General features: G+C 65.3%; 22 protein-coding genes. 13 read left to right on the forward strand and 9 right to left on the reverse strand.

The genetic code is table 11. The annotated features are described in order from the left end of the window. Window positions 1–7 precede the first annotated feature (7 nt). The 4 genes from ACAW63_RS03360 to desA all read right to left on the reverse strand — a co-directional run bounded on the left by ACAW63_RS03360 (window position 8) and on the right by desA (window position 5,874). Window positions 8–1,102, reverse strand: coding sequence for a DegT/DnrJ/EryC1/StrS family aminotransferase (locus tag ACAW63_RS03360; RefSeq protein ID WP_371231688.1), 1,095 nt, complete (start codon window positions 1,100–1,102; stop codon window positions 8–10). Between the two features lie 39 nt (window positions 1,103–1,141). Beyond that, window positions 1,142–2,554, reverse strand: a complete 1,413-nt coding sequence (locus tag ACAW63_RS03365) for a hypothetical protein (RefSeq protein WP_371231689.1) — start codon at window positions 2,552–2,554, stop codon at window positions 1,142–1,144. Window positions 2,555–3,583: 1,029 nt separating this feature from the next. Further along, entirely contained in the window at window positions 3,584–4,555 is a 972-nt protein-coding gene (locus tag ACAW63_RS03370; protein WP_275609210.1) for a sensor domain-containing diguanylate cyclase, read from the reverse strand. Window positions 4,556–4,692: 137 nt separating this feature from the next. After that, complete coding sequence (gene desA, locus ACAW63_RS03375; protein ID WP_371231690.1) at window positions 4,693–5,874, reverse strand: delta-9 fatty acid desaturase DesA; 1,182 nt, start codon at window positions 5,872–5,874, stop codon at window positions 4,693–4,695. A 167-nt stretch (window positions 5,875–6,041) separates the two neighbouring features. Here desA and ACAW63_RS03380 point away from each other — a divergent pair, with 167 nt between their 5' ends. From ACAW63_RS03380 to ACAW63_RS03410, 7 genes are all read left to right on the forward strand, one after another. Then, window positions 6,042–8,315 (forward strand): putative bifunctional diguanylate cyclase/phosphodiesterase, encoded by a 2,274-nt coding sequence (locus ACAW63_RS03380; RefSeq protein ID WP_371231692.1) that lies wholly within the window; start codon window positions 6,042–6,044, stop codon window positions 8,313–8,315. 139 nt (window positions 8,316–8,454) lie between these two features. Continuing rightward, entirely contained in the window at window positions 8,455–8,637 is a 183-nt protein-coding gene (gene oscA, locus ACAW63_RS03385) for a sulfur starvation response protein OscA (RefSeq protein WP_275609213.1), read from the forward strand. A 162-nt stretch (window positions 8,638–8,799) separates the two neighbouring features. Further along, complete coding sequence (locus tag ACAW63_RS03390; protein ID WP_371231693.1) at window positions 8,800–9,798, forward strand: sulfate ABC transporter substrate-binding protein; 999 nt, start codon at window positions 8,800–8,802, stop codon at window positions 9,796–9,798. Window positions 9,799–9,922: 124 nt separating this feature from the next. Continuing rightward, window positions 9,923–10,741 carry a sulfate ABC transporter permease subunit CysT gene (cysT, locus tag ACAW63_RS03395; protein ID WP_017520777.1) on the forward strand — a complete coding sequence of 273 codons (819 nt, stop codon included), beginning with the start codon at window positions 9,923–9,925 and terminating at the stop codon, window positions 10,739–10,741. Between the two features lie 10 nt (window positions 10,742–10,751). Then, the gene (gene cysW / locus ACAW63_RS03400) at window positions 10,752–11,624 is read left to right on the forward strand and encodes a sulfate ABC transporter permease subunit CysW (RefSeq protein ID WP_371231695.1); all 873 of its coding nucleotides are present in this window, start codon (window positions 10,752–10,754) and stop codon (window positions 11,622–11,624) included. A gap of 10 nt (window positions 11,625–11,634) precedes the next feature. Further along, window positions 11,635–12,624 carry a sulfate/molybdate ABC transporter ATP-binding protein gene (locus tag ACAW63_RS03405; RefSeq protein ID WP_371231697.1) on the forward strand — a complete coding sequence of 330 codons (990 nt, stop codon included), beginning with the start codon at window positions 11,635–11,637 and terminating at the stop codon, window positions 12,622–12,624. A gap of 145 nt (window positions 12,625–12,769) precedes the next feature. After that, a complete protein-coding gene (locus tag ACAW63_RS03410) occupies window positions 12,770–13,519 on the forward strand; it encodes a sulfite exporter TauE/SafE family protein (protein ID WP_371231698.1) in 750 nt (249 codons plus the stop codon). A 109-nt stretch (window positions 13,520–13,628) separates the two neighbouring features. Here the strand turns inward: ACAW63_RS03410 and ACAW63_RS03415 are convergent, their stop codons facing one another. Then, window positions 13,629–14,201, reverse strand: a complete 573-nt coding sequence (locus tag ACAW63_RS03415; protein WP_371231700.1) for a TetR/AcrR family transcriptional regulator — start codon at window positions 14,199–14,201, stop codon at window positions 13,629–13,631. Window positions 14,202–14,292: 91 nt separating this feature from the next. Here ACAW63_RS03415 and ACAW63_RS03420 point away from each other — a divergent pair, with 91 nt between their 5' ends. Both ACAW63_RS03420 and ACAW63_RS03425 read left to right on the forward strand, forming a co-directional pair. Next, window positions 14,293–15,024 carry an SDR family oxidoreductase gene (locus ACAW63_RS03420; protein WP_371231702.1) on the forward strand — a complete coding sequence of 244 codons (732 nt, stop codon included), beginning with the start codon at window positions 14,293–14,295 and terminating at the stop codon, window positions 15,022–15,024. A gap of 184 nt (window positions 15,025–15,208) precedes the next feature. Then, a complete protein-coding gene (locus tag ACAW63_RS03425) occupies window positions 15,209–15,799 on the forward strand; it encodes a 2-hydroxychromene-2-carboxylate isomerase (protein ID WP_371231704.1) in 591 nt (196 codons plus the stop codon). Between the two features lie 183 nt (window positions 15,800–15,982). On the opposite strand, the gene ACAW63_RS03430 is transcribed toward ACAW63_RS03425, so the two are convergent. Further along, window positions 15,983–16,384 carry a hypothetical protein gene (locus ACAW63_RS03430; RefSeq protein ID WP_371231706.1) on the reverse strand — a complete coding sequence of 134 codons (402 nt, stop codon included), beginning with the start codon at window positions 16,382–16,384 and terminating at the stop codon, window positions 15,983–15,985. A gap of 128 nt (window positions 16,385–16,512) precedes the next feature. Here ACAW63_RS03430 and ACAW63_RS03435 point away from each other — a divergent pair, with 128 nt between their 5' ends. After that, the gene (locus ACAW63_RS03435; protein WP_371231708.1) at window positions 16,513–17,316 is read left to right on the forward strand and encodes a helix-turn-helix domain-containing protein; all 804 of its coding nucleotides are present in this window, start codon (window positions 16,513–16,515) and stop codon (window positions 17,314–17,316) included. A gap of 6 nt (window positions 17,317–17,322) precedes the next feature. Here ACAW63_RS03435 and ACAW63_RS03440 read toward each other — a convergent pair whose 3' ends face one another. Next, entirely contained in the window at window positions 17,323–17,847 is a 525-nt protein-coding gene (locus ACAW63_RS03440) for a DUF962 domain-containing protein (protein WP_371231709.1), read from the reverse strand. A 75-nt stretch (window positions 17,848–17,922) separates the two neighbouring features. On the opposite strand from ACAW63_RS03440, the gene ACAW63_RS03445 reads away from it, so the two are divergent. Continuing rightward, complete coding sequence (locus tag ACAW63_RS03445; protein WP_343578098.1) at window positions 17,923–18,612, forward strand: Crp/Fnr family transcriptional regulator; 690 nt, start codon at window positions 17,923–17,925, stop codon at window positions 18,610–18,612. A gap of 144 nt (window positions 18,613–18,756) precedes the next feature. Then, a complete protein-coding gene (locus ACAW63_RS03450) occupies window positions 18,757–19,524 on the forward strand; it encodes a hypothetical protein (protein WP_371231711.1) in 768 nt (255 codons plus the stop codon). A 4-nt stretch (window positions 19,525–19,528) separates the two neighbouring features. On the opposite strand, the gene ppk2 is transcribed toward ACAW63_RS03450, so the two are convergent. Both ppk2 and ACAW63_RS03460 read right to left on the reverse strand, forming a co-directional pair. Further along, window positions 19,529–20,398, reverse strand: a complete 870-nt coding sequence (gene ppk2 / locus ACAW63_RS03455) for a polyphosphate kinase 2 (protein ID WP_371234561.1) — start codon at window positions 20,396–20,398, stop codon at window positions 19,529–19,531. A 183-nt stretch (window positions 20,399–20,581) separates the two neighbouring features. Continuing rightward, window positions 20,582–21,550 carry a magnesium transporter CorA family protein gene (locus ACAW63_RS03460; protein ID WP_371231713.1) on the reverse strand — a complete coding sequence of 323 codons (969 nt, stop codon included), beginning with the start codon at window positions 21,548–21,550 and terminating at the stop codon, window positions 20,582–20,584. Window positions 21,551–21,637: 87 nt separating this feature from the next. Here ACAW63_RS03460 and ACAW63_RS03465 point away from each other — a divergent pair, with 87 nt between their 5' ends. Next, window positions 21,638–21,916, forward strand: coding sequence for a hypothetical protein (locus tag ACAW63_RS03465; protein ID WP_371231714.1), 279 nt, complete (start codon window positions 21,638–21,640; stop codon window positions 21,914–21,916). Window positions 21,917–21,932: the final 16 nt, after the last annotated feature.

Here is a 21,932-nt window from a genome sequence, read left to right on the forward strand (position 1 = left end):
CGATTCCTCACACCGCCACGGCCACCCGGCCGGCGTCCATCTGCAACACCTCGATCACCGCATGCTGCACGTCCTGCGGCAGCCCCGGATACAGCGGCAGGCAGAGAATGCGCTGGCTCAGTTCGCGCGAGATGGCTTGCGGCTGCTGCGGCGCGAGGTAATCGAGGGTGTCCAGCGAGGGGTAGAAGTAACGCCGCGGGTTGACCCCGATGGCGTTCAGCCCGCTGCGCACACGCAACACCTGTTCCTCGTCGCGCAGGCCGATCGGGTAGTAGCTGTTGTTCTGCCGGGCGCCGGCCTGGACGGTCTGCAGGTCGTAGTAACCGCTCAGCGCGGCGGTGTAGCGGGCGGCGATTTCCTCGCGTTGGGAGAGGATGCTGTCGATGTCGTCGAGCAGGCACAGCCCCATGGCGGCGGAAAACTCGTTGAGCTTGGCGTTGATCCCGGGGCCGACGATCTTGTCCACGCCGGCGATGCCGAAGTTGCACAGCAGGCGGATCTGCCGGGCCAGCTCGTCATCGGCGGTCACGATGGCGCCGCCCTCGATGGTGTGGAACAGCTTGGTGGCATGGAAGCTCAGGGTGCTCAGGTCGCCCCAGGCCAGCACCGAGCGGTCGCGATAGCGCGAACCGAAAGCATGGGCGCCGTCGTAGATCACCTTCAGGCGATTGCGCTGGGCCACCGCCTGGATCTCTTCCACCGCACAGGGATTGCCGAACACATGGGTGGCGACGATGGCCGTGGTGTCCGGCGCCAGGCTCGCCTCGATCAGCTGCGGATCGAGGTTCCAGGTGCGCGCGTCGATATCGGCGAAGCGCGGCCGGATGTGCTCCCACTCCAGCGTGCTGCTGGTGGCGACGAAGCTGAACGGCGTGGTCACCGCGCTGCCCGTCACACCCAGCGCGCGATAGGCCACCTGCAAGGCGATGGTGCCGTTGCAGGTGAGGATCACATTGCGCACCCCCAGGTAGTCCTGCAGACGCTCTTCCAGCGCGGTAGCGAAGGGACCGTGGTTGGTCAGCCAGCCCGTGGCGTAGATCTGCTCCACGTAGCGCTTGAACTTGTCCAGGTCGCCCAGATACGTCTTGGTCACATTGATCACAATCGCATCCCTCTGATGGATGAAAGGTGCCTCTGCCGCTCAACCCAGCGCGGACAGCACGAAAGGCGCGCCGTCGAGCGGGGCTTCCAGTGACGGCTCTGGCGCCTGCGGGGCGTGGCCGGCCAAGTGTTCCTGAAGGGCTTCGATGACCCTGCCGCTGGCGTCGTGGTGGAACTGCCAGACGCCATAGATGCGGCTGTCGAAGGAGCGCTCGCTGCCGAGCATCGGGTTGGCCGCCAACCCCGATCCGAGGCCGAAGCTGTACAGCCCGGGGATCGGCCGGCCGTTGATATCGCGCAGGCAACCGGCGGCGTCGGAGTCCAGTCCGCCCTTGCTCTCGCGCACCTGCAACGGCTCGCCGTTGGCGTGGCGCATCGCCGGCAGGCAGGGCTGGTAGCCGATGGCCTGGACCATCACGCCCGGCTCGCTGCAGCAGCGCTCCAGGCGCTCGCGGATAGCCGGCGAGCGGTCCTCCAGGCGCAACAGCTCGACCTTCACCCGGGTGCCACTGACATGGCCGTTGGCGAGCACATCGGTACCCACCTGGTGGGCGCGGTAGCGCAGCCCGCCGGAGCGGTTGACCCGGCCGGACACCGGGCAGACATCCATGCTCTCGTCCACCTGGTAGCCGGCGGCCAGCGCCTCCTCGACACTCTCGAAGAACAGGCGGATCGGCGCGCGGTGCATCAGGGTCAGCCGTTCAAGGCCGAGACAGTCGAGGGCGCAGGCCAGGTTGTCGAGTACCGAGAAGGCGCTGTGGGAACCGCCGACCACGGTGAAATGGCTGTCCGGTGTCACCCGGTCGCTGAACAGTTCCACCAGTTCGGCGGGACTCAGGCTGAGCAGCGCGTCGGAGGAATAGACGATGGGGCCGTCGGCGCTCAGGTGCAGGTCCTGCTCGGCCAGGCTCCAGTGCAGGTACTCGCGGGTCTGTCGGCCACCGAGGTTGAGCACCAGTCCGCCCGCCTCCACCTGCCATGAGCAGGAACCGCTGCGCAGGGCGAGCTGAAAGTTGCCATCGCCGTGAGCGGTGACCTTCTCGATGCGGGTACCCAGGGCAACGTCGACGCCCAGGTGCTGGGTGACGTAGCGCATGAACAGCGTCGAGGCGTGCGCCAGCAACTCGCCCACTTGCGTGAGCATCGGCGCGCCGTGCGGGTCGTCGCGCAACCGGCGGAAGGCCGCCGAATGCTCCAGCGGCGCGAAGATCGGCAGCAGCGCCGGATCGCGCAGGCAGTCGAGGAACACATCGCCCACCGAATTGGCGGTGATGTGGTAGTCCCCCAGACGGCCACGGCCGACCGCCAGCGCGGCATCCACGACCAGCAGGCCGGAACGCGCCAGGCTGGCGAGCGCCCCGGTCTTGTAGGCATTGAACAGAAACCCCATGCCGGCCGGGCCGGCACCACCGACCACGCAGGCATAACTGGAACGAAAGGATTGCTCGGTCATCAGCCTGACTCCCTAGCGAGCTCGGGCACGTGGCCCTCGTCGTGACGCCGGCACGACCGGCCGGCAAGGGGCGCGCGTTCGCGCCGAAATTCCGTCGCACACTGCAAGGCTCGATCGGAGCGGGGACGGATGCGTGAACGGCACATCGCGAACGAGTGCCGGAGAAAGCACTTCGGAAAGCCCGCCGAAGTTGCACTTTCTGCGATAACGGAAATAGCGCTCGGTGCTTTTGAAGTTCAACGGGAAATTCAAGAACAGCGAAGCCTGGAAGAAAGGGATAACTACGATTGGCGATATGTCAGAAGGTCGTATAAAACTTCTTCCGGGACTTGAAACTATTAATGCTTACTTTTCCGGCAAATCTGCCGGAGGTTCGTTCCTGCGTAACCAGAAGGCGTTCCGCTTTATTCGGCAGCCCCTGGGGCTTCACCTGCCGCCCTGCTTTCGTCGGTCATCCACGGGAGTGGCTCCAGCAGCGGAAATCGCTGCGCATCGGGCTCCTGGCAAAATTCGAAGACAAAGCTACCGCCCGAGTTCGAATGACCCGATTCCATCAACGATTGATCAACTGCTTGTCCCTGCCGTGGCCGTTACGTTCCGCCGGGCAAAGCTACCGCCCCTCGGCCAACTCCGAAAATCTGGAAACGACAGCAAAAAAGCCTCGCTTCCGTTGCGGCGAGCGCCACGGAAGTGCGTGAGCTGAGGACAGGAGGTGGTGGGAAGACAGGGGATGGATCAAATCTTCCGTGACACGCCGCTCTTGAGATAACTCCCCTGGTGTCTCATCCAGACACCATTCGATATTGCTATGTGATTAGTAATAGAGGGGGGGCTGGAGGTATGTCAATCAACGAAGCCCCGAACCGCCAATAATCCGACAAAAGGCAATATCGCACTTGTAACTTATTGATTATCAACACGCCAATATAATGACATTATCAAACTGGCAACGGCGCTTATTCTCCACCGTGAAACAATGGTATTAGTCGAAAAGTATTAACGCCGCCACCTGATCCGAGGAGTGGTGTTTCATCCTTGAACTATGCGGTCCTTGCCGGTGCGCTTGGCCTGATACAGCGCCGCATCGGCGCGACTGTAAAGCGCCGACAGGTTCTGATCGTCCGGTTGCAGCAAGGTCAGCCCCTGGCTGATGGTCACGCTGAAGACCTGCTCGGCTTCGTTGAAGCGCAGGCGCTGGACTTCGCGTTGCAGGCGTTCGCCGATCTGCCGCGCCATCGTCTCGTTGCATCCGGGCAACAGCACGGCGAATTCCTCGCCACCGATGCGGCCGAACAGGTCGCCCCGGCGCAACGCGCCCGCCCCGCTCTGGGCAATGCGTTGCAACACCACGTCGCCCACCTGGTGGCCGTAGGCATCGTTGATCTTCTTGAAATCGTCCACGTCCAGCAGCAGGAAGGCCAACGGCGTGGAAGTCGCCTTGCAGTCGAGGAAGGCCTGCTCGGCGCTGTCGAAGAAGTAGCGGCGGTTGCTGCTCTGGGTCAGCACGTCGGTGGTGGCCAGGCGATGCAGCTCGGTCTCCATGTGCTTCTTGTCGGTGATGTCCTCGGCAATACCGACGATCATCTGCGGCACGCCGGCGTCGTTGTGCTGGCTGACGAAGCACTTGTCGCTCAGCCAGCGCACCTGCCCGTCGGCACGCAGGATGCGGTACTCGCGCTGCTCGATGGCGCCGCGTTCGAGTACCTCCAGCAGGCTGCTCTGGGCGTAGTCCAGGTCATCGGGATAGATGCAGTTCTGCCATTCGCCGTAGTCCGCCAGCAGCAATGCCGCGGAACGGCCGAAGATGCGCTCGTAGGCCGGGCTGACATAGACCATGCGCTGGGCTTGCCAGTCGAAGGCCCAGAGGACTGAGTTGATACTGGCAAGCAGCACGCTGAAGAGCTGTTCGCGCTCCTTCAGCCGCTGTACCTCGGCGCGGCTGTGCAGCAACGCCAGCAGGGCTTCGTCCTGATCCGCAGGCATCTTGTTCTGTTCATCCATGTATTGGCGCCTCCCGCTCATCGACCGGGGCTATGACCGCAAACTACGCCAGGCGGTTGCAAAATAAACGAAAAGCCCGCCGAACGGCGGGCTTTTCTTGCGACCGGCTTCACATCGTCCTAGGACGATGGAGTCGGCTACACGGCGGGGCGCAGCGAATAGGTCTTGAGCTGCTCGGCGAATTCCTTCAGCGACTGGATGCCACTGGCTTCCGCCTCCTGCACCCACTGCTTGATCGCGGCGAGCATGTCGTGGCCGTTGGCGCTGGTCTTCACCCAGATCTGCTGCAGCGCCAGGCGCTTTTCGTAGATCACCTGCAGGGACTGGCTCTGCGCCAGCAGGTCCTGGATGCGCGCGTGGTGGCGCTCTTCCAGCAGACTGGTTTCCCGCGACAGCAGACGTTTGGCGCGGCGGAACAGGTGGCGTACCGACGCGTCGGCCTTGGCCAGTTCCTGCTTCACCAGCGGGCCGATTACCAGCTTGCGGTACTGGGCCATGATCTGGAAACGGTTGTTGAGGATGGCCATGGCAGTATCCATGTCCAGGCTGCCCTTGCCTTCCACCCGGTGGGCAATCGGCGCCACGCGAGCCACCTTGGCCAGGCGCAGGAAGCTGAAGACCTTGATCCAGGCCCAGCCCAGGTCGAACTCCCACTTCTTCACCGACAGCTTGGCCGAGTTCGGGTAGGTGTGGTGGTTGTTGTGCAGCTCTTCGCCGCCGATCAGGATGCCCCAGGGCACCAGGTTGGTGGCGGCGTCGCGGCACTCGAAGTTGCGGTAGCCGACCGCGTGACCCAGGCCGTTGATCACCCCGGCGGCCCACACCGGAATCCATGCCATCTGCACGGCCCAGACGGTCAGGCCGAGGGCGCCGAACAGGGCAGCGTCGATCAGGAACATCAGCACGATGCCACCCAGCGGGTAGCGGCTGTAGACATTGCGCTCCAGCCAGTCGTCCGGGCAGTTCTTGCCGTAGATGCGCAGGGTGTCCTCGTTCTTCGCCTCTTCGCGATAGAGCTCGGCGCCGCGCCGCAGGACGGTGCCCAGGCCCTTGTACACCGGGCTGTGCGGATCGTCGGCGGTTTCGCACTTGGCGTGGTGCTTGCGGTGGATGGCGGTCCACTCGCGAGTGTTCATGCCCGTGGTCATCCACAGCCAGAAACGGAAGAAGTGTTGCAGCACGGGGTGCAGTTCGAGGGCGCGGTGCGCGGAATAGCGGTGCAAATAAACGGTGACACTGACGATGGTGATGTGCGTCAGGACCAGGGTGACCGCCACCAGTTGCCACGGCGACAGGTCAAGAAAACCGTTGTACCACATGGTCGACAATGAACCTCGGAAGTGGTGTGAAAGAGCGACTTTGTCGGACAAAGCCAGCTCGCATTATCACCAAGCGGGTCCGGAAAACCATCCGGTCTTTTAGATAAGAACGACCGCCGGCGGGCATCCTTTATACTGCGCAGCCAATATCTCCAGCTTGCCGCCGCATGAACCCTCGACTTAGCGCCCTTCGCATCAGCCTGCTGTACCTGGTGTTCGCCGCCCTCTGGATGCTGCTGGGTGACCATTGGTTACAAATGATCTTCACCGAGCCGGCCCAGCTCCTGCGTTGGATGATCGCCAAGAAGTACGTTTTCCTGGGAATCAGCGCGCTGCTGCTGTACCTGCTGCTGAACCGGCACCTCTGCCGCCAGCAGACCACAGTGAGCGCCCTGGCCGACCGGGAGGAACGCCTGAGCCGCGCGTTGAACGTGATCGAGGACGGGGTCTGGGACTGGGACCTGCGCACCCAGCGCGTCTATTATTCGCCGGGCTACGCCAACCTGATCGGCCTGCCCTGCGAGCGTCTGAGCGACGACTTCCTGCTCTGGGAAAACCGCCTGCACCCCGAGGACCGCGGCGCAACCCTCGCGGCCTACCAGGACCATGTCGACGGGCTGAGTGAGCAACTCGACTGCGTCTATCGCATCCTCCACAGTGACGGCGGCTATCGCTGGATCCACGCTCGCGGCCGCGTTGAACGCAGCGCCAGTGGCGAAGCGCTGCGCATGACCGGCATCAGCCGCGACGTCACCCGCCAGCGCAGCAACGAGGAGCACCTGCGCCAGGCCGCGGCGGTATTCGAGGCGACCCAGGAAGGCCTGCTGGTCACCGACAGCCGCGGCATCATCGTGCACACCAATCCATCGTTCTCGCGCATCACCGGCTACACGGCCGAAGAGGTGCTCGGCGGCCAGCCGTCGCTGCTCAAGTCCGGCCGGCAGAACGCCGCCTTCTATCACCGCATGTGGGAAGCCCTGCTGCGCGACGGCGTGTGGAGCGGCGAAATCTGGAACCGCCGCAAGAGTGGCGAGGTGTACCCGCAGTGGCAGCATATCCGCGCGGTACGCAACGACCAGGGCCAGCTGACCCACTACGTGGCAGTGTTCTCCGACCTGAGCAGCCTCAAGCGCTCACAGCATGAGCTGGACTTCCTCGCCCACCACGATCCGCTCACCGGCCTGCCCAACCGCCTGCTGCTGCGCGAGCGCATCGAACAGGCCCTGGCCCGCGCCGACCGCGAACAAGGCGGCGGCGCCCTGCTGGTGATCGATCTCGACCACTTCAAGCACATCAACGACAGCCTCGGGCACAGCACCGGCGACCAGTTGCTCAAGGCCATCGCCGAACGCCTGCAAGCCTGCCTCGACGAGCGCTGCTCCCTGGCGCGCCTCGGCGGCGACGAGTTCGCGGTGATCCTCGAAAGCCCGCAGCAACAGCACGCCAGCAGCCTCGCCCAGCGCCTGCTGGAGGCGATGAACGCGCCGTTCGCGGTCGACGGACAGACCATCTACATGTCCGTCAGCCTCGGCGTGAGCCTGTTCCCCGAGGATGCGCGCAACGTCGACCACCTGATGCAGCACGCCGATGCCGCGCTGTTCCAGGCCAAGGCCAGCGGCCGCAGCCTGTACGCCTTCTACACCCCGGAACTGACCGCCCGCGCGCGCTCTCACGTCCAGGTGGAAGCCGCGCTGCGCCACGCGCTGGACCACGATGAACTGCGTATCTATTTCCAGCCGGTGCATGACCTGGCCAGTGGGCGCATGGTCGGGGTCGAGTCACTGGTGCGCTGGCAGCATCCGCAGCGCGGCCTGGTGCCGCCCAGCGAGTTCATCCCCGTGGCCGAGGAAACCGGGCTGATCACCGCGCTCGACGCCTGGATGCTCGACCAGGCCTGCCGGCAGATGCGCGCCTGGCTCGATGCCGGCATCGCCCTGGACTTCATCGCAGTGAACGTTTCCAGCCGGCTGTTCGGGCGCGGCGGTCTCGAAGAGCGCGTCGCCCTGGCACTGGAAGAGAGCGGCCTTGACCCGCACCACCTGGAGCTCGAAGTCACCGAGAGCGCGGTGATGCAGAACTTCGACCAGGGCCTGGAACTGCTCAGCCAGTTGCGCCTGCTGGGAGTGCACCTGGCCATCGACGACTTCGGCACCGGTTATTCCTCGCTGATGCGCTTGAAGCGCATGCCGGTGCACAAGCTGAAGATCGACCAGGGTTTCGTCGCCGGTCTGCCCGACGACACCGAGGACGCCGCCATCGCCCGCGCGGTGATCGCCCTGGGCCAGAGCATGGGCCTGCAGGTGGTCGCCGAAGGCATCGAACGCCCCGACCAGGCCGCCTTCCTCCTCACCCACGCCTGCGATTTCGGCCAGGGCTACTGGTACGACAAGCCGCAGCCCGCGCAGGCCCTGCTGGCGAAACTGCCGCGCCAGCCCGGCTAGCTGGCGCTAAAAACTTTCTGGTATATAAAAATTCTTAAACAGTATTTTTAAGAATATCCAGCTCCTGCCTAAGATGCGCTCACACCGCACGCGCCGCCAGTGAAACGGCCGGTGGTCAACTCACTAGGAGCAGATACCCATGAGCGCAACCCTCCGTAGCCTGGACGGCCAGGACGAAGCCAACATCCTGCGCGAAGTGCAGAGCGCCCTGCGTGGCCTGCGTTTCGGCGCCGTCGAGATCACCGTGCACAACGGCCAGGTCGTGCAGATCGAGCGCAAGGAAAAATTCCGCCTGCAGCAGAGCCCCGGCAAACAAGCCTGAGCCTGAGCTGATTGCGAACACGACTGGACAACCGGAGCGTCGCCATGACCGCCCTACCCCACCGGTACTGCAGCAGCCAGCCGCGAATGCGCGGCTGACATCGCCCCCCGAAAGACCCTGCCAAACAAACATAACGAACTGCATTTTTTTCAGGAGCTGCACATGTCCATCCGCCGTTTCGCCCTGGCCGCCCTGGCCAGCGCCCTGATCGCCGGCCCGGTTTCCGCCGCCACCCAACTGCTGAACGTTTCCTACGATCCGACCCGCGAGCTGTACCAGGCCTACAACGCCGCCTTCATCAAGCACTGGAAGGCCCAGGGCGGCGATGATCTGACCGTGCAGCAGTCCCATGGCGGCTCGGGCAAGCAGGCCCGCGCCGTGATCGACGGCCTGAAGGCCGACGTGGTGACCCTGGCCCTGGCCGGCGACATCGACGAACTGAACAAGCTGGGCCAGCTGCTGCCCGCCGACTGGCAGGCGCGCCTGCCCGACAACAGCACCCCCTACACCTCGACCATCGTGTTCCTGGTGCGCAAGGGCAACCCCAAGGGCATCAAGGACTGGGGCGACCTGACCAAGCAGGGCGTGGAAGTCATCACCCCGAACCCGAAGACCTCCGGCGGCGCCCGCTGGAACTTCCTGGCCGCCTGGGCCTGGGCGAAGAAGCAATACGGCAGCGAAGAGAAAGCCCAGGAATACGTGAAGAACCTGTACAAGCACGTGCCGGTTCTGGACACTGGCGCCCGCGGCTCGACCATCACCTTCGTCAACAACAACATCGGCGACGTGCTGCTGGCGTGGGAGAACGAGGCCTTCCTGGCCAAGAAGGAACAGGGCGGCGAGAACTTCGAGATCGTCGTTCCGTCGGTGTCCATCCTGGCCGAGCCGCCGGTGGCCGTGGTCGACAAGACCGTAGACAAGAAGGGCACCCGCAAGGTCGCCGAGGAATACCTGAAGTACCTGTACAGCGAAGAAGGCCAGCGCATCGCCGCGCAGAACTTCTACCGTCCGCGTAACGCCAAGGTCGCCGCCGAGTTCGCCAACCAGTTCCCGAAACTCAACCTGGTGACCATCGACAAGGACTTCGGTGGCTGGAAGGTCGCGCAGCCCAAGTTCTTCAACGACGGCGGCATCTTCGACAAGATCTACCAGGCGCAGTGATGCGCCACCCGCCCGGCCTCGCGCCGGGCGACCCGATCCGCGCGAGCCGGTGCACAGCTCGCGCGGAAGGAAAAACCCCCGCCCCATGGCGGGGGCTCAACGCGTTAATGAGAAAGGACAGCCAATGTCACGACGCATCTCCCCGGTCATACCCGGCTTCGGGCTGACTCTGGGCTACACCCTGGTGTATCTCAGCCTGTTGGTGCTGATTCCGCTGGGGGCCATGTTCCTCAAGACGACCCAACTCTCCTGGGATCAGTTCTGGACCATCATCACCGCGCCGCGCGTCATCGCCGCGCTCAAGCTGAGCTTCGGCACCGCGCTGATCGCCGCCCTGATCAACGGCGTGATCGGCACCCTGCTGGCCTGGGTGCTGGTGCGCTACCGCTTCCCGGGCCGCAAGATCATCGACGCGATGATCGACCTGCCCTTCGCCCTGCCCACCGCCGTGGCCGGTATCGCGCTGACCGCGCTGTACGCGCCCAACGGCCTGGTCGGCCGCTTCGCCACCGAGATCGGCCTGAAGATCGCCTACACCCCGCTGGGCATCACCCTGGCGCTGACCTTCGTGGTCCTGCCGTTCGTCGTGCGCACGGTGCAACCGGTGCTGGCGGACATCCCGCGTGAAGTGGAAGAAGCCGCTGCGTGCTTGGGCGCCAAGCCGCTGCAGGTATTCCGCCACGTGCTGCTGCCGGCCCTGTTGCCGGCCTGGCTGACCGGTTTCGCCCTGGCCTTCGCCCGCGGCGTGGGCGAGTACGGCTCGGTGATCTTCATCGCCGGCAACATGCCGATGAAGACCGAGATCCTGCCGCTGCTGATCATGGTCAAGCTGGACCAGTACGACTACACCGGCGCCACCGCCATCGGCGTGCTGATGCTGGTCGTCGCCTTCGTCCTGCTGCTGCTGATCAACCTGCTGCAACGCCGCATCGAAACGCCTTGAGGAGCGCGCCATGAGTACCGCAAGCCTTTCCGCCGCGGCCGCTGCCAATGCTGCTCGCCGGGGTAATGTCTGGGGCCGTCGCGCCCTGATCGCGCTGGCCTGGCTGGCCTTCGCCCTGTTCCTGCTGCTGCCGCTGTTCGTGGTGCTGAGCGAGGCGCTGAAGCAGGGCTTTGGCACCTTCTTCGAGGCCATCCTGGAACCCGACGCGCTGTCCGCGCTGAAGCTTACGCTGATCGCCGTGGGCATCTCGGTGCCGCTGAACCTGGTGTTCGGCGTCGCCGCCGCCTGGTGCGTGACCAAGTTCGAGTTCCCCGGCAAGAGCATCCTGGTGACCCTGATCGACCTGCCGTTCTCGGTCTCCCCGGTGATCGCCGGTCTGATCTACGTGCTGCTGTTCGGCGCCCAGGGCTACTTCGGCCAGTGGCTGTCGGACCACGACATCCAGATCGTCTTCGCCGTGCCCGGCATCGTCCTGGCCACCATCTTCGTCACCTTCCCCTTCGTCGCCCGCGAACTGATCCCGCTGATGCAGGAGCAGGGTACGCAGGAAGAGGAAGCCGCGCGCCTGCTCGGCGCCAACGGCTGGCAGATGTTCTGGCACGTGACCCTGCCGAACATCAAATGGGGCCTGATCTACGGCGTGGTGCTGTGCACCGCGCGGGCCATGGGCGAGTTCGGCGCAGTGTCGGTGGTCTCCGGGCACATCCGCGGCGTCACCAACACCCTGCCGCTGCACGTCGAAATCCTCTACAACGAGTACAACCACGTCGCCGCTTTCAGCGTCGCCACCCTGCTGCTGCTGATGGCCCTGGTCATCCTGCTGCTCAAGCAGTGGAGCGAATCGCGCCTGACCCGCGCCAAAGTCAAGGCTGACGAAGAGTGAGAGCCACACCATGAGCATCGAGATCCGTAACGTCAGCAAGAACTTCAACGCCTTCAAGGCGCTGAACGACATCAACCTGGACATCCACAGCGGCGAGCTGGTCGCCCTGCTCGGCCCGTCGGGCTGCGGCAAGACCACCCTGCTGCGCATCATCGCCGGTCTGGAAACCCCGGACGCCGGCAACATCGTGTTCCACGGCGAGGACGTCTCGCAGCACGACGTGCGCGATCGCAACGTCGGCTTCGTGTTCCAGCACTACGCGCTGTTCCGCCACATGACGGTGTTCGACAACGTCGCCTTCGGCCTGCGCATGAAGCCGAAATCGGTGCGCCCGAGCGAGTCGCGCATCGCCGAAAAAGTCCACGAACTGCTGAACATGGTGCAGCTGGACTGGCTGGCCGACCGCTACCCGGAGCAGCTCTCCGGCGGCCAGCGCCAGCGTATCGCCCTGGCCCGCGCCCTGGCGGTGGAGCCGAAGATCCTGCTGCTGGACGAACCCTTCGGCGCCCTCGACGCCAAGGTGCGCAAGGAGCTGCGCCGCTGGCTGGCGCGCCTGCACGAGGAGATCAACCTGACCTCGGTGTTCGTCACCCACGACCAGGAAGAAGCGATGGAAGTCGCCGACCGCATCGTGGTGATGAACAAGGGCGTGATCGAGCAGATCGGCTCCCCTGGCGAGGTCTACGAGAACCCGGCCAGCGACTTCGTCTACCACTTCCTCGGCGACTCCAACCGCCTGCACATCGGCGGTGACGAGCACGTGCTGTTCCGCCCGCACGAGGTCTCGCTGTCGCGCTCCGAAGTGGCCGAGCACCGCGCCGCCGAAGTCCGCGACATCCGCCCGCTGGGCGCGATCACCCGCGTGACCTTGAAGGTAGAGGGCCAGGACGAGCTGATCGAAGCCGAAGTGGTGAAGGACCACGACAGCCTGACGGGCCTGGCCCGTGGCGAGACGCTGTACTTCAAGCCGAAGGCCTATCAGCCGGTGGCGAATATCTGATCGAGCGCCTCCCGCACCATGCTCCTGCGCGGGGGATTGCCCTCTCCCTAACCCTGAAGGGAGAGGGCTGGGGAGAGGGACCGAGCTTTCCCCTGACTCCCAAACCCTCGTATCCTGCCGGCCTTGCTTTTCAACAGGCCCGCCCATGTTCGACGCCCTCCCCCAGCACCTCGAACTGATCGTCCTCACCTTCCTCCTCGCCGGCCTGGTGAAAGGCGTGGTGGGCCTCGGCCTGCCCACGGTCGCCGTCGGCCTGCTCGGATTGGTGATGCCGCCGATGCAGGCCGCCGCGATCCTCGTCGTACCTTCCACCGTCACCAATATCTGGCAACTCGCCGCCGGCCCGCGCTTCCTCGGGCTGCTCAAGCGCCTGTGGGGCATGCTGGCGGGCATCGTCCTTGGCACGCTGGCGGTAGGCTGGCTGCTGGCGGGAGAGAACTGGCCGGCAGCCACGCCACTGCTGGGCGTGGCGCTGATCCTCTATGCGTTGCTGGGGCTGTCGAACAAGCGCTTCAGCGTCGCACCCCGGCATGAAGGCTGGCTGTCGCCGCTGATCGGCGTGATCACCGGCGGCGTCACGGCCGTGACCGGCGTCTTCGTGATTCCCGCCGTACCCTTCCTGCAAGCGCTCGGGTTGGAGAAGGACGACCTGGTGCAGGCGCTGGGGCTGTCGTTCACCGTCTCGACGCTGGCCCTGGCGATCACCCTCAGCCAGCACGGATCGCTGCTGCAGGCGGACGTGCTCGGCCTCTCCCTGCTGGCCCTGCTGCCGGCATTGGCAGGCATGTACCTGGGCACCTGGCTGCGCTCGCGGATCAGCCCGCTGGCGTTTCGCCGCTGCTTCTTCGGTGGGCTGTTGCTGCTGGGCGCGGACCTGGCGATTCGCGGTATTTAATCTCGCGCCGGATTGTTTTTCTGTAGGAGCGAGCTTGCTCGCGAACCCGACCCCGAGCGAGGGTCTGTTCGCGAGCAAGAACTAGGCGTCCCCCTCGCACCTACAAGTGTTAAGCCCGCTCAGCTTCATCCAGATGCCGCAGCAGGAAGTCCCGGCTCGACTCGACGATCATCTTCTGCACCTTCTCGCTCGCCACCATCCGCGCCAGCATGAGCGCGCCGACACACTGCGCCAGCAGCGCCCAGGCATCCTCCTGCGAACCCAGCACCTCGGCCCAGGCCTGTTGCAGTTCCACCAACGCATCCTCGGCGCCCTGCCGCACGGATACGTCCGCACGGGCGATCTCCGCCCCCAGCGCCGGAATCGCGCAACCGGCGGCGGCGTCCCGCACGTGGGCGACATTCAGGTAACGCGTGAGCCCACGCTCAAGACGGGCGCGATCCAGCACCTTGCCCCTGGCCGCGAGCCGTTCGACGCTCTGCTGCAACTCGCGCTCGACGATGGCGGCGAACAGCTCGTCCTTGGAGCCGAAGTGGTTGTAGAACGCCCCGCCGGACAAGCCCACCGCCTTCATCAGCCCGTCCACGCCGGTGGTGGCGAAACCGCCCTGCTTGGCAATCGCGCCGCTGCTGTCGAGCAGGCGCTGGCGGGTTTCTTCCTTATGGGTGGCTGAGTAGCGCATCGGGCGACTCCGGAAAGCGTGTTGACGGTCCGCCGGAGAATAGCATAACGTTCGTTTACCTAACGATCGTTTACCAAAGAGGAAAACGAGGATGTCGCAGAACAAGAAAGTCGTACTGGTGATCGGCGCCGGCGACGCCACCGGCGGCGCCATCGCCCGCCGCTTCGCCCGCGAAGGCTATGTCGCCTGCGTCACCCGGCGTTCGGCGGACAAGCTTCAGCCGCTGGTGGACGCGATCCGCGCCGAAGGCGGCGAGGCCCACGGTTTCGCCTCCGACGCGCGCAAGGAGGAGGCAGTGATCGAGCTGGTGGAAACCATCGAGCGCGACATCGGCCCCATCGAAGCCTTCGTCTTCAACATCGGCGCCAATGTGCCCTGCAGCATCCTCGAAGAGACCGCGCGCAAGTACTTCAAGATCTGGGAGATGGCCTGCTTCTCCGGCTTCCTCACCGGCCGCGAAGTGGCCAAGCGCATGGTCAAGCGCCAGCGCGGCACCATCCTCTTCACCGGCGCCACCGCCGGCCTGCGCGGCGCCTCGGGCTTCGCCGCCTTCGCCGGGGCCAAACACGGCATCCGCGCCCTGGCCCAGAGCATGGCCCGCGAGCTGGGGCCGATGGGTCTGCACGTCGCCCACGTGGTGGTGGACGGCGCCATCGACACCGAGTTCATCCGCGAGACCTTCCCCGAGCGCTACAAGCTCAAGGACCAGGACGGCATCCTGAACCCCGAACACATCGCCGACAGCTACTGGTACCTGCACAGCCAGCCGCGCGATGCCTGGACCTTCGAACTGGACCTGCGCCCCTGGATCGAGCGCTGGTGAAAAATCGAAAGACGACTAGCTGCGCGTCGGCCAGGCGTCGTTGCAATCCAGCAGGGCTGCTCATTTACAAACGCTGACTATCAAAGCAAAAGGTCCGCGCCCCTGCTGGACTCCGCCTAGCCTGGCTCCAGCTCGCAAGGTCGTCTGTCGATTTTTCGAATCTATAAAAAAGAGAGAGCCACTCATGAGCAAGAGCGTCGAGTTCTTCTTCGATTTCGGCAGCCCGACTTCGTATCTCGCCTACACCCAGCTGCCGGCGATCTGCGCCGAAACCGGCGCCGAGCTGGTCTATCGCCCGGTACTGCTGGGCGGCGTATTCCAGGCCACCGGCAACGCCTCGCCCATCGCCATCCCGGCCAAGGGCCGCTACACCCTGATCGACATGCTGCGCTTCGCCCGCCGCTACGGCGTGCCGCTGAAGATGAACCCGCATTTCCCGATCACCACCCTCACCCTGATGCGTGCCGCCACCGGCATCCAGATGCGCCAGCCGGAACGCTTCGAGGCGCTGCTGGCCTGCGTGTTCAAGGGCATGTGGGTGGACGCGCTGAACCTGGGCGACCCGGCCGTGCTCGGCCCGTTGCTGGCCGAAGCGGGCTTCGATCCGCAGGCGCTGCTGGCACTGACCGCCGAGCAGGAAGTGAAGGATGCGCTCAAGGCCAACACCGAGGCGGCGATCAAGCGCGGGATGTTCGGCGCACCGACGATGTTCGTCGGCGACGAGATGTTCTTCGGTCAGGATCGCCTCGATTTCGTCCGCGAAGCGCTGGCTTAAAGCGGTTCGCGAGCAAGCTCGCTCCTACGAAGAGCGCACCCTGTAGGAGCGAGCTTGCTCGCGAACCCAAGGCCAGAACGGAAGCGAAACAACACCGTAGGGCGCATAACCTGGAACAGGTTATCCGCCGGCGCAGGTCCGGCGGATAACGCTGGCGCGTTATGCGCCCTACTTTTGTTGCATTCACAGCGCCAGCACAGCCGACCGGCGCAGGCCGAAGAACTCCAGCTCGGCGAACAGCAGGACCACCAGCGCCTGTCCGATGACAAAGGCATAACCCAGAGTGGTCGGTTGTACATAGCCGGTCACCAGCAGAGCGATGCTCTCCACCACCCACAGGCCATTCAGCGCGATTACCGCCCAGACGCCGGTGCGGGACAGCGCCGGCTGGTTGCTCATCCAGTAGAGCACCAGCGCCAGCGGCAACAGCACGATGCCGGCCACCATCAGCAGGACGAAGGGCAGGCCGAACAGCTCGCCGAGCGGCTGCGCGGCCAGCGCCATCAGCAGGCCCATGGCGCCGCCGGCGAGGGCGTCGATCTTCAAGGTAAGGCGAAGCAGCGGGGACGGTTGCAGCAGACTCATGGCGAAGCTCCTTCAAGTGTCGCCACCGATTGGCGGCGTGTGGCTGCAGAATCCGCCCGAGCCTGCCGCGCGTCGATTACCTGCCAGGTAATGGCCGCAATGAAGTGCAGGGTCTATCGTTCGATGCCATGAACAGTCCAGCCCAGAACAGCCCAGCCCACCCCGTCGGCGCCCTGCTCCGCCAATGGCGCCAGCGCCGCCGACTCAGCCAGCTCGACCTCGCCTGCGACGCGGAGATTTCCACGCGCCATCTGAGCTTCGTCGAAACCGGACGCGCCCTGCCCAGCCGCGAGATGCTCCTGCATCTGGCCGAACAGCTGGACATTCCCCTGCGCGAACGCAACCGCCTGCTCAGCGCCGCCGGCTACGCGCCGGTGTATTCGGAAAAGGGCCTGGACGACCCGGCGCTGACCGTGGCGAAACAGGCCATCGACCAGCTGCTCAAGGCCCATGAGCCGAACCCGGCGATGGTGGTGGACCGCCACTGGAACCTGCTGGCGTCCAACCGCACGGTGGATATCTTCCTGATCGGCGTCGATCCGGAGCTGCTGCAACCGCCGATCAACGTGCTGCGCATGAGCCTCCATCCCAAGGGCCTGGCGCCGCGCATCCTCAATCTCGGGGCGTGGAAGGCGCACGTGGTGGCGCGCCTGCAGCACGACTTCGAGGCCAGCGGCGACCCGGCACTGGCGGCGTTGCGCGACGAAGTGGCCGCCTATCCGGCGCCGCCCTACGACGAGAGCGCCAGCGGCGACATGGTGCTGATCCCGGTGCAACTGCAGACCGAACTGGGCGTGTGCAGCCTGATCGGCACCATCACGGTGTTCGGCACGCCGGTGGACGTGACGCTGTCGGAGTTGGCCCTGGAAACCTTCTTCCCCGCCGACCCCGACAGCGCGCGCATCCTGCGCCAGCTCAGCGGCGCGGAATGAGGCCGGTCAGGCGGTCGCCTTCTTCTCGCGGATGCAGGTGGGGCCGGCGCGCTCTTCCACGGCATGACGGACCTCGTCGCGCAGGCCGAGCAGGAAGGCCGCCTCGGCGGCGACGAACAGCGGGCCGACGATCAGCCCGGTGAGGTCATCGACGAACGCCGGCTTGCGGCCTTCGTACCAGTGGCCGACGAACTGGATGATCCAGCCGACCACGAACAGGCCGATGCCCCAGGCCAGCCAGGATGCGGTGGAGCCCGCGGCGAAAGCGGCCCCGCTCCAGAGCGAAAGCCCCAGCAACGCCGCCATCAGCACGCCGAAGCGCAGATCCAGGCGCAGGTAGAACACCACCGAGACCAGCGCCAGCAGCGCGGCGGGCGAGACCAGCAGGCCGGCCAGTTCGACGCCGGGGCGCGACAGCAGGGTAGCGATGGACAGCACGATCATCGGAATGCCGATGAAGTGGCTGACGATATTCCGCCGGTCACGGTGGTAGGCGGCATATTGGGCAAGGTGATCGACGAGCGTTTTCATTGTTGTTCTCCCGCAAGGTGCTGGCATGATGGCGTTTGCGCGCTTTCCCACTCTGTCAGTTAGCCGACAAAGCCCATGACCGACGCCAAACCCTTCCTGCCTCGCCTCAATGAAGGCCGCTGGTTCCAGGCCCTGCCCGAAAGCCTGCGCCACGCGCTGTGCGCCGCCGCCCTGGTGCGCCGCCTGCCAGCCGGGCAGCGGCTGTTCGCCCGTGGCGATGCGCCCTGCGGTCTGTATTGCGTGGTGGAAGGCGCGATCCGCGTCAGTGTGGTCGGCGAGAGCGGCAAGGAAGCGCTGTTGGCCCTGGTCGAGCCGCCCAACTGGTTCGGCGAGATCTGCCTGTTCGACGGCCAGCCGCGCACCCACGACGCCTACGCCGAAGGTGCCACCGTCCTCCTGCAGGTGCCCCTGGCACCGCTGCAGGCCCTGCTGGCGCAGCACCCGGAATACTGGCGCGACTTCGCCCTGCTGATGAGCCACAAGCTGCGCATCACCTTTGCCGTGCTGGAGGAGCTGTCGCTGCTGCCGGCCGCGCCGCGCCTGGCCCGGCGCCTCTTGATGATCGCCGAGGGCTACGGCGAGTCGGCCACCGCCAAGCGCGAGCTGCACCTGCCCCAGGACCAGCTGGCGGCCATGCTGTCGCTGTCGCGGCAGACCACCAACCAGATCCTCAAGGAGCTGGAAGCCCAGGGCATCCTGCGCCTGAGCTATGGCGGCATCGAGATTCTCGACCGCGAGCGCCTGCGCCACGCCGCACATGCCTGAGCCTGCCTCCCGACGAATCCTCCTTTTGGATGGTTGCAGAGGCACCGTTCAGCGCTAGCCTTGGAGTAGCCGCGACTCTGGCGCCAAGATGCCCACGCCCCGACGCCTGGCGCGGCACACAATAACAACAAGGAAACGCCCGCCATGCTCCGAAAGCTCGATGTGCTTCGCGGTATTCTGCTGTGCTGTTTCGGACTCCTCGCCCTCTCCGCCCAGGCCAACCTGCCCAGCGACGAACTGCAGCTGCAGACCTTGCAGGTCTACACCTGCCGCTCGATCAACAGCCTGCTGTTGCTGCGCGGCGAAGGCTTCCAGGAAGAACACGCCGCCCAACTGGAGAAAGACCTCGCCACGCTGGACCAGGCGGTCAAGACCTACCCCAAATCCGATGAGGCGCTGAAAAAGGCCCACACCGCCTTCGTTACCCAGATACGCAATGGCGTTTCCTACGGCCCCAAGGAAGAAGACCTGCCCTGGCGCTACAACCAGGAACTCAGCCGCGCCGTGCGCGACTTGTTGAGCCAGATCGAACGCTTCGTCCCCGCCAGCGCCGACGCCAACCAGATTCCGCTGTGGCAGCTGCCGGTACGGGTCGAATTCCTCGCCACCCAGTACCTGGGCCGCGCCTACCTGAGCGGGCTGGAACTGGCGCGCGAACAATCCCAGGAGTACCTGGGCCAGGACGAGCGCGTGCTGGTTCCACTGCTGTCGCAGCGCATCGAGCAACTGCCGGACAGCGATGCGACCAAGAAGCTGCGCACCCGCTGGGAGTACCTGAGCAAGGCGCTGCAGGACATGAACAGCAGGAGCAACACCGTGGTCAGCGCCTCCGGCCGGCCGTGGGCGCCGATCATCGTCGAACGCAACGCCCGGGCGGTGTCCGGCCAGTTGATGCAGCTCAGCCAGGAATAAGGACTCAGGCCGGGACCGGCTCCGCCACCGGGACCGGGGCCGGTACCAGGCGCTCCAGTTCGTCACGGTCCAGCTCGGCGGCCCGGCCGACCAGCAGCTCGTCCGGCGCGTGGGCGATCCTCGGGTCCTTGCCGGGGTAGTCCAGCGAGTGCAGGAAGTGGCGCAGGCAGTTCAGCCGCGCGCGCTTCTTGTCGTCGGACTTGATCACCACCCAGGGCGCATCGGCGGTGTCGGTGTGGAAGAACATCGCCTCCTTGGCCTGGGTGTACTCGTCCCAGCGGTCCAGCGACTGGATGTCGATGGGCGACAGCTTCCAGTGCTTGAGCGGATCGTCGCGGCGCGAGACGAAGCGGCGCAGCTGCTCCTCGCGGCTCACCGAAAACCAGAACTTGAACAGGTGGATGCCGTTGCGTACCAGCATGCGCTCCAGCTCCGGAGTCTGCTGCATGAACTCCAGGTACTGGCGCGGCGAGCAGAAGCCCATGACCCGCTCGACGCCGGCGCGGTTGTACCAGGAGCGGTCGAAGAAGACGATCTCGCCAGCGGTGGGCAGATGCTGGACGTAGCGCTGGAAGTACCACTGCCCGCGTTCGGCGTCGCTGGGTTTCTCCAGCGCCACGACGCGGGCGCCGCGCGGGTTCAAGTGTTCCATGAAGCGCTTGATGGTGCCGCCCTTGCCGGCGGCGTCGCGGCCCTCGAAGAGCACGACGATGCGCTGGCCGGTTTCCTTCACCCAGCTCTGCACCTTCAGCAGTTCGACCTGCAGCTGCGCCTTCTGCTTCTCGTACGCCTTGCGCTGCAGGCGGGTGCGGTAGGGGTAGCCGGCGGGCAGCTCGGCGGACGTGGAGTCCTCGTTGCTGCCGCGCGGAGCCATGGCCACGGTCAGCGCTACCGGTCCGTGGCTTTGCGCGCGGATGTCCTCGCCACCGGCGGTGGGGGTATGGGCGGGAAGGGGCTTGTTGGCGTCGGGCTGCGGCATGGTCTCCTCCTGTGAGACGGGGTCGGCCCTCCACTGTGCAATCCGCATCGCGGGCCCTCGTTGACCCGCATCAACGCCTTACAACCAGCCTTTGTACTTGAACCAGTAGTAGGGAATGATCGCCGAGACCACCATCGCCACCAGCGCCATCGGGTAGCCGGCCATCCAGGCCAGCTCCGGCATGTGCTGGAAGTTCATGCCATACACCGTGCCCACCAGGGTCGGCGGCAGGAACAGCACGGCGGCGATGGAGAACACCTTGATGATGCTGTTCTGCTCGATGTTGATCAGGCCGAGCGTGGAGTCGAGCAGGAAGGTGATCTCCGCCGACATCTTCGACTGGTACTCGCTCAGCGAGCGCACGTCGCGCTCCACCGACTTCATGCCCAGCTTGGTCTCCTCGCTGATCCAGCCGTTGCTGCCCTGACGGAAGTAGGACAGCGGCCGGCTGATGCTCAGCAGGCTTTCGTTGAGCTTGGAGAGCAGCGAGTTGCCCCTCCCCAGCTGCTTGACGATGCCCTGCAGGTCGGTCTTGCCGCCGCGGGCCTGGCCTTCCTGGAAAATGCCGTTGGACAGCGAATCGAGCTGTTGCTGTACCGTCTCCAGCACGTCGGCGATGCGGTCCACCACGCTGTCCATCAGGGTCACGAACAACTGGTCGCTCTTGCCCTGGCAGCCGCCGCGCTGGGTGCGCGCCTCGAAGGTGCGGAAGGCCAGCAGGTCGGTGTAGCGCACCGTCACCAGCCAGTGCGGGGTCAGCACGCAGGTGACCTCAGAGGTGCTCGGCTTGTGCTCGCGGATGCCGCCGACCACTGTGGTGGTCATGTACAGCGCCCCATTGCTCTCGTAGAAGCGCGAAGAGTCCTCGATCTCGGCCATTTCCTCGCGGGTCGGCACATCCACCGCGATGATCGACTCCAGTAGCTGCTCCTCCTCCAGCGTGGGCTGGAACAGGTCGATCCACAGGGTGTCCTTGGGCATGCCGTGGCATTCGCTGCCGTTGTGGCGCACCAGGCGGTCGCCGACGAGGGTGTAATAGGTGATCATGTCGCCCGACAGTCCTTCTACAAGCCGAAGTTGCCCGCAGGTTGGCCAACTTCCCGCCGCTTCACAAGTCCATCGGAGAGCAACGTGATGACCGACCAAGACGATGGCGAAGAGTCCTTCGCCGAAGAAACCCTGATCCAGGCCATCGAAAACCAGATCGAGAGCGAGAGCCCACCGGCCGCCCGCGCGGTGTTCAACAAGCTCACCCTGGTCGGCTACGAGCGCGAGGATGCGCTGCACCTGATGGCCCTGGTGCTCGCCCACGAAATCGAGGCCATGCTGGCCGACGACCGCGCCTTCGACGGCGAGTGGTACGAGCAGGCCCTGCGCGCGCTGCCGACCCTGCCCGACGGCACCGAGGCATAAGAGCGCTTGCCGAACC

Source organism: Pseudomonas sp. QE6 (assembly GCF_041379005.1).
GTDB lineage: Bacteria > Pseudomonadota > Gammaproteobacteria > Pseudomonadales > Pseudomonadaceae > Pseudomonas.